Origin of the sequence: Nocardiopsis sp. CC223A, assembly GCF_030766825.1 — a bacterium.
In the GTDB taxonomy this organism is placed as follows: Bacteria; Actinomycetota; Actinomycetes; order Streptosporangiales; family Streptosporangiaceae; genus Nocardiopsis.
In genome coordinates this window covers 13,943-26,216 of sequence record NZ_JASFDV010000053.1, presented here as the reverse complement: position 1 = coordinate 26,216, position 12,274 = coordinate 13,943, and the positions used below count along the sequence as shown (strand labels likewise).

Below are 12,274 nucleotides of genomic sequence, written 5' to 3'. Positions count from 1 at the left end.
GAGCGAGGTCAGCGGGTCCGGTCTCAGCCGACGGGGCGCAGTCCGTTCGGCGTCGCCTCGAACACATCGGTGAGACCCTCCCGGTGCCAGGGAAGTTCCCAGCCGCCCAGAACGAGCAGGCGGTCGACGATGGCACCGGTGAACCCCCACACGAGCATGCCGTCCACCCGGAAGCCGGGACCCCAGCGGGTGCCGTCCCCGTAGCGCACCATGACGCGGTTGCCGGGTTCGGCGAGGTCGGCGACGGGGACCCGGGAGACGGCGGCGACCTCGCCCAGGTCGGTGGGGCGCACCTCGCAGGGGTCGCGCCACCAGCCCAGGACCGGGGCGACCCGGAAGTCGCTGTAGCTGAGGTAGAGCTCGGGGAGGCGGCCGACGACGTCCACCCCGTCGGGCACCAGACCGGTCTCCTCGGCGGCCTCGCGCAGGGCGGCGGCCTCGGGGGAGGGGTCGGTGGGCTCGATCCGGCCGCCGGGGAACGCGGGCTGCCCGGCGTGCCTGCGCAGCCCGGCGTTGCGCTGGATGAGCAGCATGTCGGGGCCCCGGGGGCCCTCACCGAAGAGGATGAGGACCGCGGACTCGCGGCCGCCGTCGCGCGGCGGCCGCATCTGCGGGGGCACGGTCATGCCGGACGCCGCGTCGGCGAGCGAGGAGAACCAGGACGGCATCGGGTTCATGGTCGGCACCTGCCTTCGGAGAGGGGGCGGGTCGGCGGGGCGCCGCGGGCCGTCGGCACCGCTCCGGCCCGTCCCTCCCCTGGGTCGTCACGTGATGGGACCCCGACAGGGTGACTCTGGCGGTGTCAACGCTCACACCATCAGAGTACAAAGCACGACACCCGTTCCTGACAGGTGCGCACGTCCCGGGGGGAGGGCGCGCGGCGGGCCCCTCCGGTCCCGGGCCCCGCCGATCAGGCGAAGGAGCGCATGCGCAGCAGCTTGGCGGCGACCTCCGGGTCGGTGGGTCCCTCTCCGAAGGAGGGGCACCACCGGGCCACCACGCACGCCCCGCAGGCGGGCCTGCGGGCGTGGCAGACGCGGCGGCCGTGCCAGACGACGCGGTGGGAGAGCATCGTCCAGTCCTTGCGCGGGAACAGCTCCCCGACGGCGTGCTCGACCTTGACCGGGTCCTCCTCGTCGGTCCACCCGAACCTCCGGACGAGGCGTCCGAAGTGGGTGTCCACCGTGATTCCGGGCACACCGAAGGCGTTACCGAGCAGTACGTTTGCGGTTTTCCGGCCTACACCGGGTAGTTTTACGAGGTCGGCGAGGTTCCCCGGGACCTCGCCTCCGTGGTGTTCGCACAAGGCCTGTCCCAGGCCCATGAGGCTGTTCGCCTTGGCGCGGAAGAAGCCGAGAGGTCGGATGATCCCCTCAAGCTCGTCCCGGTCGGCCGAAGCGTAGGCCTCGGCGTCGGGGTAGCGCGCGAACAGGGTCGGGGTGACCTGGTTGACCCGCTTGTCCGTGCACTGCGCGGACAGGATCGTGGCGACCAGCAGCTCCAGCGGGGTCGTGAAGTTCAGCTCCGCATGGGCGTCCGGGTAGAGCTCGGAGAGCTCCCGGTACATCCTGCGGGCTCGGCGGACCAGCGCGAGGCGGCTCTCACCGGTGGGGGTGCGCTCGGGAACGCTCGCGTTCGGTGTGTCACGGGGCATCGTCACAGGGTAGGGGGCCGCGGGGAGGGTCCGCTCGGAACCGCCGAGAGGGCACCCGCCCTCCGGGGTCGGGCCGGACGTCGGGATTATGTAACCAATGTCCCGCTGGCACGGCGCGGACATCCCTGCTACAAGCCGATCACGACTAAGATCGCAGGGGCTGACGCCGGCCAATCGTGGGCGCGTGATCTCCCGGCGGACAAGCCGCGGTAACGACCCGGTTTCACACCCGGGTGCGATATACGTCACACTGTTGGCGGTCAGGTTTTAGGAGGACGTGTGGTGGACGACATCAACGAAGTGCTGCGCAAGGCCCCCCTGTTCGAGACCCTGGACGAGGAGGACACCGCCGCACTGCGCTCCTCGGTCAACGAGGTGCGTCTCGGACGGGGGCAGACCCTGTTCAACGAGGGGGACGAGGGCGACCGCCTGTACGTCATCCTCAACGGGAAGGTGAAGCTGACCCGGACGGCCGTGGACGGCCGCGAGAACCTGCTCGGGGTGCTCGGCCCCGGCGAGATGTTCGGTGAGCTGTCGCTGTTCGACCCGCGTCCGCGCACCGCGAGCGCCGTCGCGGTGACCGACTCCGTCCTGGCCGGGCTGGGCCACGACGACCTGCGCCCGTTCCTCTCCAGCCGTCCCCAGGTCTCGCTCCAGCTGCTCAAGTCCCTGGCCGAGCGCCTGCGCCGGACCAACGACGTGATGGCCGACCTGGTCTTCACCGACGTCCCCGGCCGGGTGGCCAAGGCCCTGCTCGAACTCGCCGAGAAGTTCGGCAAGGAGGGCGACGACGGCCTGCACGTCCACCACGACCTCACCCAGGAGGAGCTGGCCCAGCTGGTCGGCGCCTCCCGCGAGACGGTCAACAAGGCCCTGGCCGAGTTCGCCCTGCGCGGCTGGCTGCGGATCGAGGCCAAGGCCGTGGTCCTGCTGGACGTCGAGCGCATGCGCCGCCGCGCCCGCTGACACCACGACCACCACGCTGTGCGGCCGCTCGCCCTTCGGGGCGGGCGGCCGCAGCGCTGTCCGGGGTCCCGCGGACCATCCGATGTCAAAGATCCTTGACATCCCCACGGCGCCCTCCTAGGGTCATTGATGTAAAGAATCTTTGACATTCCGGGGAAGGCCGACATGTCGTTCGAAGAAAGACGGGTCTGGATCCACCTCCTGGTCGCGGTCCTCGTGCCAGCCGCCTACCTCGTGGTCCTCCTCAGCGGGGCCGGCGGCGCGGACGTCTCCGACCTCCCCTACCAGCGCCCCCTGCTGACGGCCGTCGGTGCCTCGCTGCTGGCCACGATCGCCCTCAACATGGTCGCCGCCGCGCTGTGGCCCGAGAACGCCCACCGCAAGGACCAGCGGGACCGGGAGATCGAGCGGCGCGGCGAATACGTCGGCTTCGTCGTCATGTCCGTGCTCACGGTCGCCCCCTTCGGGCTGGCGCTGCTGGAACAACCCCATTTCTGGATCGCCAACACGCTCTACCTCGCCTACGTCCTGGCCGCCATCGCCTCGTCGTCGGTCAAGCTCACCGCCTACCGCAGGGGTTTTTGACCATGCCCAGGACGACCAGGGTCACCAACCGCATCCGGGACCTGCGGGCCGCACGGGGCCGGATGACCCAGGCCGAGCTGGCCGACCGGATCGGCGTGACCCGGCAGACCGTCATCGCCATCGAGAAGGGGCACTACTCGCCCACCTTGGAGATGGCCTTCCAGATCTCCCAGGCGCTCGGCGCGCCGTTGGAGGAGGTCTTCCAGTACCCCGGCCCCGGAACGCCCGGTACACCGGACGATGCCCGAGGAGGCACACGATGAAAGCGATGACCGGACCCCGGTACGGATCCCCCGACGTCCTGGAACTCCGGGAGTTCCCGACACCCGAGCCCGGAGAAGGCGACGTCCTGGTGAGGATCCGCGCGACGACGGTGACCGCCGCGGACTGTGCCTTCCGCTCGGGCCGCCCGCTCACCGCCAGACTGTACGCGGGGCCCTTCCGGCCGCGCTTCCGCGTCCTGGGCGGTTCCTTCTCCGGCGAGGTGGCCGCGGTGGGCCGGGAGGTCACCCGGTTCGCCGAGGGGGACCGCGTGTTCGGCCTCAACACGAACGGTTTCGGCACCCACGCCGAATACGTTCGCGTTCCGCAGGACGGGATCCTGACCGGGATCACCTCCGGTCTGACCCACGAGCAGGCCGCGAGCCTCACCGAGGCGACCACGGCACTGACCTTCCTCCGGGACGTCCACCCGGCCCGGGCCGGGCAGCGGGTCCTGGTCAACGGCGCCACCGGCTCCGTGGGGGGCTACGGCGTCCAACTGGCCGTGCACCTGGGCGCCGAGGTCACCGGGGTGTGCCGTGCGGCCAACGCCGAACTGGCGCGCTCCCTGGGTGCCCGGCGCACCGTCGACTACACCGCGGCGGACCCCACCGACCCCGGCTCCCTCGACGGCCTCCGGCAGGACGTGTTCTTCGACGCCGCCGGCAAGAGCTCCTTCTCCCGCGCCCGGCGGGTGCTCACCGCCGACGGCGCCTACCTGACCACCGAGGCGACCCCGTCCGCGCTCTTCCACGCCCTTCGGACGGCCAAGGGCCGCGGGCGCATCTGCCGCTTCTCGGCCACCGGGCTGCGGCAGAGCACCGACAACCTCGTACACCTGGACGGCCTGGCCGGTTCCGGAGCCGTACGGGCGTTCATCGACAGCACCTTCCCCCTGGAGCGCCTGGCCGACGCCCACCGGCGCGTGGAGAGCGGGCACAAGGCCGGAAGCGTGGTCGTCACCCTCTGAGTCCCCGGGCGGACCGGGACCGCGGCTCTCAGGCCTCGACGCCGTCGGGGAGGCCGCCGTTGCGGGACAGGTAGCGCAGCTGGGCGCGGACCGACGACATCGCCGCGAAACGGATCTGCTCGGTGATGTCCGGGTAGACCCGGTCGACGATCTCCTCCACCCGCACGGCGCCCGAGTTCACGGCGTCCAGCACCTGGGCGAGCCGGGACTCGCGGTGGTCGATGTAGGAGTCCAGTACCGCGGCCGGGGTGGTGAGGATCGGTCCGTGGCCGGGCAGCAGGGTGCGCACCTGGTGCTCGCGGACCAGGTCGCGCAACCGGTACAGCGACTCCATGTAGGGGCCCAGGCCGTCGTCGCCGTCGATGACGGTGGTGCCGTGCCCCAGGACCGTGTCACCGGTGAGGATCGCCCCGTCCGCCTCCAGGTACAGGCAGACGGAGTCGTCGGTGTGCCCGGGGGTGGCCAGCACCCGCAGGCGCAGCCCGTCGGCCTCCAGCAGCTCGCCGTCGGCCAGCCCGCGACCGCCCACCCGCATCTCGGGGTCGACCGCGTGCACCGGGGCGCCGGTCAGCTCCGAGAAGTAGCGGGCGCCCTCGGAGTGGTCCGGGTGCCGGTGGGTGAGGACCGCCATGAGCACCTGGGCGCCCTGCTCCTGCACCGTGCGCGCGACCCGCTCCAGGTGCCGCTCGTCGTGCGGACCCGGGTCGACCACGACGACCCCGCGGGAGCCGGGCTCGCGCAGGATCCAGGTGTTGGTCCCCTCCAGGGTCATCGGACCGGGGTTGGGGCACAGGACACAGCCGGCGCGCAACGTGCCGGAACCGTCGATCCTCATCGCACCTCACTCACTGGGAAGGGGGTAGTCGATCCCGCCGGGGACGAAAACACGGAGCCGGCCGTCGACCGCGCGCACTTCGGGCTCAATGGGGACGATATCCCGTTTCACGTGCCTCACCCCGTCCAGGGTGCCGCACTCGGCCACCTGTCCGCAGGTGACCAGGGTCGGCGGGAGCATCGGCATCCGCCCCTGCTCCCACTCCCCCCGCACCAGCGCCGGGTCGATCCACCGGGTCAGGTCGGCCTCGCCGCCGACGTCCCGGGAGACCTGCCCGGGCGGCAGTTCCGCGGCGAAGAACCACGTGTCGAAGCGACGCTTCTCCGCCGCCGGGGTGATCCACCGCGACCAGGCGCGCAGCCACTCCGAGCGCAGCACCAGGCCGCGGCGGGACAGCACCTCGGTGAAGGAGCGGGAGCGGTCGATCAGCCCCAGCCGGTCCCGCTCCCACTCCGGCGACGTCGTGTCCAGGACGAGGTCGTCGCTCCCGGGCTCCCCGGCCAGGAGCACCCCGGTCTCCTCGAAGGTCTCGCGGACCGCGGCGCAGACCAGGGCCCTGGCACGCGGGACGTCGACGCCGAGCACGTCCGCCCACTCCCGCGGGGACGGTCCGGTCCAGGGCAGGTCTCCGGCCTCGTCGCGCACGTCCACCCCGCCGCCGGGGAAGACATAGGCGCCGGGGGCGAACCCCATGGAGCGGACCCTGCGCATGAGCAGGACCTCCATGCCCGCGCCCGCCGGGCGCAGCAGCACCACCGTGGCGGCCGGGCGGGGCACCACCGCCCCGCTCTGACCTGAACCGCTCGGCATCGGCTCCCCCTCGCTCAGACGACCTCGACGATCATGTCAACCTCGACCGGCGAGTCCAGCGGCAGGGCCGCGACACCGACCGCCGCCCGGGCGTGCACGCCCGCGTCGCCGAACACCGCGGCGAGCAGGTCGCTGGCCCCGTTGATCACCCCGGGGTGTCCGGTGAAGTCGGGGGCGCTGGCCACGAACCCGCCCACCTTGACGATGCGCACGACGTTGGACAGCTCGCCGACCTCGGCGCGCACGGCCGCGATCGCGTTGAGGGCGCACAGCGCCGCCAGCTCCTTGGCGGTCTCCGGGGAGACCTCGGCGCCGACCTTGCCGGTGGTGGGCAGCTCGCCCGCCACGAACGGCAGCTGGCCGGACACGTACACGTGGGAACCGCTGCGGACCGCCGGAACGTAGGAGGCGACCGGGGCCGCCACCTCCGGCAGGGTCAGTCCCAGCTCGGCGATCCGGGCTTCGGGGGTGGCCATCTCTAGAGTTCCCGCTTCATGTAGGCGACGTACTGCTGGTTGCGCGGGTCGGTGCCCTCGGGCAGCGGCGCGGGGACGACGGAGACCAGCTCCCAGCCGTCGGCGCCCCAGTTGTCGAGGATCTGCTTGGTGGCGTGCGACAGCAGCGCCACCGTCTGGTACTCCCACTTGCTCAAGGTGACTACCCCCTGTGCGGTGCGCCCGGCGGGTCCGGGCACGTCGACGCCGCCACACTACTCACCCGGGCGGCCCACCGCGTGCGACGAGGACACCCGCATAGACTCCGTGGAGTGAGCGAGCGAGAGGACCGAGGTCGGTACCCCGACCCCGCCCGGGCGTGCGAGGGCGCCCGGCTGCACATCGTCACCGGCAAGGGGGGCACCGGCAAGACGACGGTGGCGGCGGCACTGGCCCGGGCTTTGGCGGCCGGCGGCGGACGGGTGCTGCTGGTGGAGGTCGAGGGGCGGCAGGGCGTCTCCACCCTGTTCGGGATACCGCCGCTGCCGTACGAGGAACGCGAGATCGACGCGGTGCCCGGCGGCGGCCGGGTGTTCGCGCTGGCCGCGGACGCCGAGGCGGCGCTCATGGAGTACCTGGAGCTGTTCTACGGCATGCGCCGGGCCGGGCAGGCCCTCACCCGGCTGGGCGCCGTCGACTTCGCCACCACCATCGCGCCGGGCCTGCGGGACGTGCTGCTCACCGGCAAGGCCACCGAGGCGGTACGCCGCCGGGAGGGCGGACGGCGCCGCGCGGAGGGACCCTTCCACTACGACGCGGTGGTCATGGACGCACCGCCCACCGGACGCATCGGCCGGTTCCTCAACGTGAACTCCGAGGTGGCCGGGCTGGCCCGGGTGGGCCCGATCCGCAACCACGCCGACAAGGTGATGGAGGTGATCCGCTCCGACCGGACGCGGGTGCACTTCGTGTCGCTGCTGGAGGAGATGCCTGTCCAGGAGACCCGGGACGGCATCGCCGAGGTCACCGCGCTCGGCCTGGACGTGGGCATGGTCGTGGTGAACATGATGCGCCCGCCGGTACTCCCGCAGGACTCCCTGGCCGCCGCGGCCGCCGGGAAGGTCGACCTGGAGGAGCTGACCGCCGGGCTCAAGGCCGCCCGGCTGGACGACCCCGGGGAGCTGGCGGAGTCACTGGCCGGAGAGGTGGGCGCGCACGCCCGGCGGGTGGGATTGGAGCGGCGGATGCGCGAGGAGCTGGCGGGAGCCGGGGCGCCGCTGCTGGAACTGCCCCTGCTGGAGGGCGGGGTGGACCGGGCGGCACTGGACGGCCTGGCCCGCCGCATGGCCGAACAGGGGGTGCGCCGGTGAGCGTCGGGCGCCTGGACGTGGACACGCTGCTGGACGATCCCGCCACCCGGATCGTGGTGTGCTGCGGGGCGGGCGGGGTCGGCAAGACCACGACCGCCGCCGCCCTGGGACTGCGGGCCGCCGAACGCGGCAGGCACGCCGTGGTGATCACCGTGGACCCGGCCCGGCGGCTGGCCCAGTCGATGGGGCTGGAATCACTCGACAACGCCCCGAGCCCGGTGCCGCTGCCGGAGGGGACCCCGGGGAGCATGCACGCGATGATGCTCGACATGAAGCGGACCTTCGACGAGGTCGTCGAGGAGCACGCCGACCCGGAACGGGCCCGCCAGATCCTGGCCAACCCCTTCTACCGGACCCTCTCCACGAGCTTCTCCGGCACGCAGGAGTACATGGCGATGGAGAAGCTGGGGCAGTTGCGCCAGTCCGGGGAGTGGGACCTCATCGTGGTGGACACCCCGCCCAGCCGGTCCGCGCTGGACTTCCTGGACGCGCCCAAGCGGCTCGGGAGGTTCCTGGACGGGCGACTGGTGAAGTTCCTGAGCGCGCCCGCGCCCAGCGGGGCGTTCAGGCTGCTGGGCGCCGGTATGGGGCTGGTCACCTCGGTGCTGGGCAAGGTCCTGGGGGCGCAGCTGCTGAACGACCTGCGGGCGTTCGTGGCGGCGTTCGACACGGTGTTCGGCGGGTTCCAGGAGCGCGCGGAGCGCACCTACCGGCTGTTGCAGGCGCCGGGGACGGCGTTCGTGGTGGTAGCGGTGCCGGACACGGACGCGCTGCGCGAGGCGTCGTACTTCATGCGGCGGCTGGCCACCGACGCGATGCCGCTGGCGGGGCTGGTGGTCAACCGGACGCATCCGTTGCCGGCGGGGGCGGGCGCGCGGCTGGACGCGGCGACGGCGACGGCGGCCGCCGAGTCCCTGGAGGCGGCGGGGACGCACCCGGGGGCGTCGGCGGCACTGCGGCTGCACGCCGACCTGGTGCGCACCCATCGGCGGGAACGGGAGTTGCGGGAGCGGACGGCGGCCGCCCACCCGGGGGTCCCGGTGGCGGAGGTGCCCGCACTGCCCGAGGACGTGCACGACCTGGACGGGCTGCGCGGGATCGGGGAGTCCCTGGCCCGCGGGGCGTAACGGCCGGGGCAGCCGGTGACGGTCGGGGGTCAGGGTCCGTCGGCGGGGGCGGTGGCGGCCACCGCGGCGTCGGCGAAGCGGACCAGGTCGCGGACGAGATCCTCCTCACCCTCGCGGCAGGCCACCTCCTCCAGGACCGGGGCCCAGTCGGTGACCTGCGGGTGTCTGCGCAGCAGCGCCCGGCGCTCGCGCTCGGTCATCCCTCCCCACACTCCGAACTCCACCCGGCTGTCCAGCGCGTCCACCAGGCATTCGGTGCGCACGGGACAGTCCCGGCAGATGAGCTTGGCGCGGTTCTGGGCCGCGCCTTGAACGAACAGTGCGTCGGGGTCGACCCGGCGGCAGCGGGCCAGGGTCGTCCACTGGTGAATCCACATGTGCGCTGCACCCCCGTGGGTGGGCCGTGACCGCGGGGAGCCCGGGTATCCGTGTGCTCCGAGCGGGTGCCGGGAAAGGGTAGGCTCCGGCTGACGAGTGGGACGGACGAAGGCCCGCCCCGCTGTGCAGAAAGTTACGGACTTCGGGGCCGTCGCGACAGAACCCACTCGACCCACATTCCGTCTCACCGAATATGGTCCGCTCGGGCCATTGCGCGGCCGGCACCGGCCCCCGAACGCGATGGCCCGGGCCCCCTGTGCGACCGAACCGAAGGGCACAGGGGCTGCGATAACACGTGAAAAGATGGTCTGGTGGCAGGGCCCGCGCGGTGCCGTGGGCGTTTCGGTACGTCCCAGCACCATCCGTTCCACAGCGCACCTCTTCGCGCTCATGTGGTCACTTAGTCTGATGGGGTGGGTCAGGGGACATTGCTTCAGAGAATCAGCCAACTTGTCGTCGTCAGTGCGATCGCGGGCCTTCTGGTGGCCGCGCTGACACTGCCCGCCGTCGGCGGTATGGGCATCACGGCCCGCAACATCGCGGCCGGGTTCCTCGACATGCCGAGCAACCTGGAGACGCCGCCTCCTCCGCAGCGCTCCACCATCTATGACGCCGACGGCGGCGTCATCGCCGAGATCTTCGATCAGAACCGCGAACTCGTCCCCCTTGAGGACATCTCCCCGGTCATGATCGACGCCATCCTCGCCATCGAGGACGCCCGCTTCTACGAGCACGGCGGCCTGGACGTCGCGGGCACGCTGCGCGCCGCCGTGCGCACCCTGGGCGGCAACACCCAGGGCGCCTCCTCGATCACCCAGCAGTACGTCAAGAACGTCCAGATCGAGGCCGCCACCTCCCAGGAGGAGCTGGACGCCGCCCGCGAGGAGACGATCGCCCGCAAGATCCGGGAGCTGCGGTACGCCGTGGCACTGGAGAAGCGGATGACCAAGGACGAGATCCTTGAGGGCTACCTCAACATCGCCTACTTCAGCGACGGCGCCTACGGCGTCGAGTCGGCGGCCCAGCACTACTTCGACATCCCCGCCAGCGAGCTGGAGCTGCACCAGGCGGCGACCATCGCCGGCCTGGTCCGCTACCCCTACCTCTACAACCCCCGGTTCTTCCCCGAGCAGACCGTCGAGCGCCGCAACGTCGTCCTCGACCGCATGGTCGCCTCCGGGGCCATCACCGAGGCCGAGGCCGAGGAGGCCAAGGAGGAGCCGCTGGAGGTGGACCTGGACACCCCGCCCAACGGGTGCGTCCCCAGCGGCCAGCCGTTCTTCTGCGACTACGTGGTCCAGGAGATCGAGAAGGACGAGCGGTTCGGCCCCAACGAGACCGAGCGGGCGCGCTGGCTGCGCACCGCGGGCCTGGAGATCCACACCACGCTGCGGCCGCAGGTCCAGGAGGCCTCGCAGACCGCCGTCGACGAGTGGGTGCCGCGCGAGAACGAGTCCCGCAAGGTGTCCGCCCAGGTGATCATCGAGCCGGGAAGCGGTCGGATCCTCGGTATGGCGCAGGGCCGCAACTACGGCCCCGACGAGAGCAAGCTCGGCGAGACCTCCATCAACTTCGCCACCGACTCCGACCGGGGCGGCAGCACCGGCTTCCAGGCCGGGTCGACGTTCAAGGCCATCACCCTGGCGGCGGCACTGGAGGAGGGGCTGCCGTTCAGCACGGCGTTCAACTCGCCGACCAGTGTGTCCGTGTCCGGGCAGCGCAACTGCAACGGCGGGTACCTGGCGACGTGGGAGCCCAGCAACGCCGGTGACACGGCCTCGGGCACCACGCACAACATGGTGTCGGGCACCAAGGCGTCGTCCAACACCTACTTCGCGCAGCTCCAGGCCAAGGTCGGCATCTGCGACGTCATGAAGATGGCCGAGAAGCTGGGCCTGAAGCGGGCCGACGGCACCCTGTTCACCGAGAACGAGAACTCGCTGGCCAACAGCAGCTTCACGCTGGGCAGCGAGGAGGTGTCCCCGCTGCGGGTCGCCAACGCCTACGCGACCTTCGCCTCGGGCGGTGTGTACTGCGAGCCGCAGGCCATCACCAAGATCGAGGACAAGCAGGCCGACTCCACGATCGAGATCGAGCCGGAGTGCGAGCGGGTCCTGGAGGAGGACGTCGCCGACGGCGTCGCCTACCTGCTGTCGCAGACGTTCAACGGCGGTACCGCCAGCGCCCTGGGCATCGGGCGTCCGGCGGGCGGCAAGACCGGGACCACGGACGGCTCCGCGGCGGCCTGGTTCGCCGGGTTCACGCCGCAGATGGCGTCCGCGGTGTTCGTCGCCGACCCGCGCGGCCCGCAGCAGTACCCGCTGCGCAACGTCACCATCGGCGACCGCTACTTCTCGGTGGTGTACGGGGCGACGATCTCGGGGCGGATCTGGCAGGAGAGCTTCCGGGCGGCCCACGAGGGCCTGGAGGTCGAGCAGCTGCCCTCGGCACCGGGCAGGTTCGGCTCCACCTCCGTTCCGAGGCCGCCCTCGGAACCCGACGACGACCCCAGCCCGGCGTCCGACGACGGCGGTGTGCCCGACGTGGTCGGGCTGACCGAGGCGGACGCGGTGACGGCCCTGGAGGAGGCCGGGTACACGGCGAACGTGTCCGGCACCCGCCTGAACTCGCCGGAGCCGGAGGGCGCGGTGGCCGCGGTCAACCCCGACCCGGGCACACGCCTGCCGGAGGGTGCCACGGTCAACGTGTTCCTGAGCCGGGGCGGCGGGACCGCGGGCGCGGACGAGGACGACGACGGGTGGTTCCGGGTCCGGCCGGCGCACACGCCGACCACCACCCGCGACTAGCGGGACGCCCTGCGAAGAGGCACCGAGGGGGCCGCGGCACACGCCGCGGCCCCCTCGGGCGTTCCGGGGTCCCCTCC

14 protein-coding genes are annotated in these 12,274 nt (G+C 72.1%); 7 read left to right on the top strand and 7 right to left on the bottom strand.

Annotated features, from left to right (window positions below; genetic code table 11):
• Nucleotides 1–23: 23 nt before the first annotated feature.
• Nucleotides 24–677 (bottom strand): CoA pyrophosphatase, encoded by a 654-nt coding sequence (locus QJS33_RS20105; RefSeq protein WP_306369572.1) that lies wholly within the window; start codon nt 675–677, stop codon nt 24–26.
• Nucleotides 678–910: 233 nt separating this feature from the next.
• Complete coding sequence (gene nth, locus QJS33_RS20100) at nt 911–1,654, bottom strand: endonuclease III (protein ID WP_306369571.1); 744 nt, start codon at nt 1,652–1,654, stop codon at nt 911–913.
• A gap of 291 nt (nt 1,655–1,945) precedes the next feature.
• Here nth and QJS33_RS20095 point away from each other — a divergent pair, with 291 nt between their 5' ends.
• The 4 genes from QJS33_RS20095 (at nt 1,946) to QJS33_RS20080 (ending at nt 4,436) form a co-directional block, all read left to right on the top strand.
• Entirely contained in the window at nt 1,946–2,620 is a 675-nt protein-coding gene (locus QJS33_RS20095; RefSeq protein WP_218619586.1) for a Crp/Fnr family transcriptional regulator, read from the top strand.
• A 165-nt stretch (nt 2,621–2,785) separates the two neighbouring features.
• Nucleotides 2,786–3,205, top strand: a complete 420-nt coding sequence (locus QJS33_RS20090) for a hypothetical protein (RefSeq protein WP_306369570.1) — start codon at nt 2,786–2,788, stop codon at nt 3,203–3,205.
• Between the two features lie 2 nt (nt 3,206–3,207).
• A complete protein-coding gene (locus QJS33_RS20085) occupies nt 3,208–3,468 on the top strand; it encodes a helix-turn-helix transcriptional regulator (protein ID WP_306369569.1) in 261 nt (86 codons plus the stop codon).
• Entirely contained in the window at nt 3,465–4,436 is a 972-nt protein-coding gene (locus QJS33_RS20080; protein ID WP_306369568.1) for an NAD(P)-dependent alcohol dehydrogenase, read from the top strand. The genes QJS33_RS20085 and QJS33_RS20080 overlap by 4 nt, the downstream gene beginning before the upstream one ends.
• 28 nt (nt 4,437–4,464) lie before the next feature.
• Here the strand turns inward: QJS33_RS20080 and QJS33_RS20075 are convergent, their stop codons facing one another.
• The 4 genes from QJS33_RS20075 to QJS33_RS20060 are packed head-to-tail and all read right to left on the bottom strand — an operon-like array spanning nt 4,465 to nt 6,733.
• A complete protein-coding gene (locus QJS33_RS20075) occupies nt 4,465–5,271 on the bottom strand; it encodes an MBL fold metallo-hydrolase (RefSeq protein ID WP_306369567.1) in 807 nt (268 codons plus the stop codon).
• Between the two features lie 6 nt (nt 5,272–5,277).
• The gene (locus QJS33_RS20070; RefSeq protein WP_306369566.1) at nt 5,278–6,081 is read right to left on the bottom strand and encodes an NUDIX domain-containing protein; all 804 of its coding nucleotides are present in this window, start codon (nt 6,079–6,081) and stop codon (nt 5,278–5,280) included.
• Nucleotides 6,082–6,095: 14 nt separating this feature from the next.
• Complete coding sequence (locus tag QJS33_RS20065; RefSeq protein WP_306369565.1) at nt 6,096–6,557, bottom strand: RidA family protein; 462 nt, start codon at nt 6,555–6,557, stop codon at nt 6,096–6,098.
• A gap of 2 nt (nt 6,558–6,559) precedes the next feature.
• On the bottom strand, nt 6,560–6,733 hold the full coding sequence (locus QJS33_RS20060; RefSeq protein ID WP_013156298.1) for a DUF4177 domain-containing protein: 174 nt from the start codon (nt 6,731–6,733) through the stop codon (nt 6,560–6,562).
• Nucleotides 6,734–6,847: 114 nt separating this feature from the next.
• On the opposite strand from QJS33_RS20060, the gene QJS33_RS20055 reads away from it, so the two are divergent.
• On the top strand, nt 6,848–7,885 hold the full coding sequence (locus QJS33_RS20055; RefSeq protein ID WP_306369564.1) for an ArsA-related P-loop ATPase: 1,038 nt from the start codon (nt 6,848–6,850) through the stop codon (nt 7,883–7,885).
• Entirely contained in the window at nt 7,882–9,012 is a 1,131-nt protein-coding gene (locus tag QJS33_RS20050; protein ID WP_306369563.1) for an ArsA family ATPase, read from the top strand. The genes QJS33_RS20055 and QJS33_RS20050 overlap by 4 nt, the downstream gene beginning before the upstream one ends.
• A gap of 29 nt (nt 9,013–9,041) precedes the next feature.
• On the opposite strand, the gene QJS33_RS20045 is transcribed toward QJS33_RS20050, so the two are convergent.
• On the bottom strand, nt 9,042–9,389 hold the full coding sequence (locus QJS33_RS20045; RefSeq protein ID WP_306369562.1) for a WhiB family transcriptional regulator: 348 nt from the start codon (nt 9,387–9,389) through the stop codon (nt 9,042–9,044).
• 429 nt (nt 9,390–9,818) lie between these two features.
• Between QJS33_RS20045 and QJS33_RS20040 the strand changes: the two genes are divergently transcribed.
• The gene (locus tag QJS33_RS20040; protein WP_306369561.1) at nt 9,819–12,197 is read left to right on the top strand and encodes a penicillin-binding protein; all 2,379 of its coding nucleotides are present in this window, start codon (nt 9,819–9,821) and stop codon (nt 12,195–12,197) included.
• The last annotated feature ends 77 nt before the right edge of the window (nt 12,198–12,274 follow it).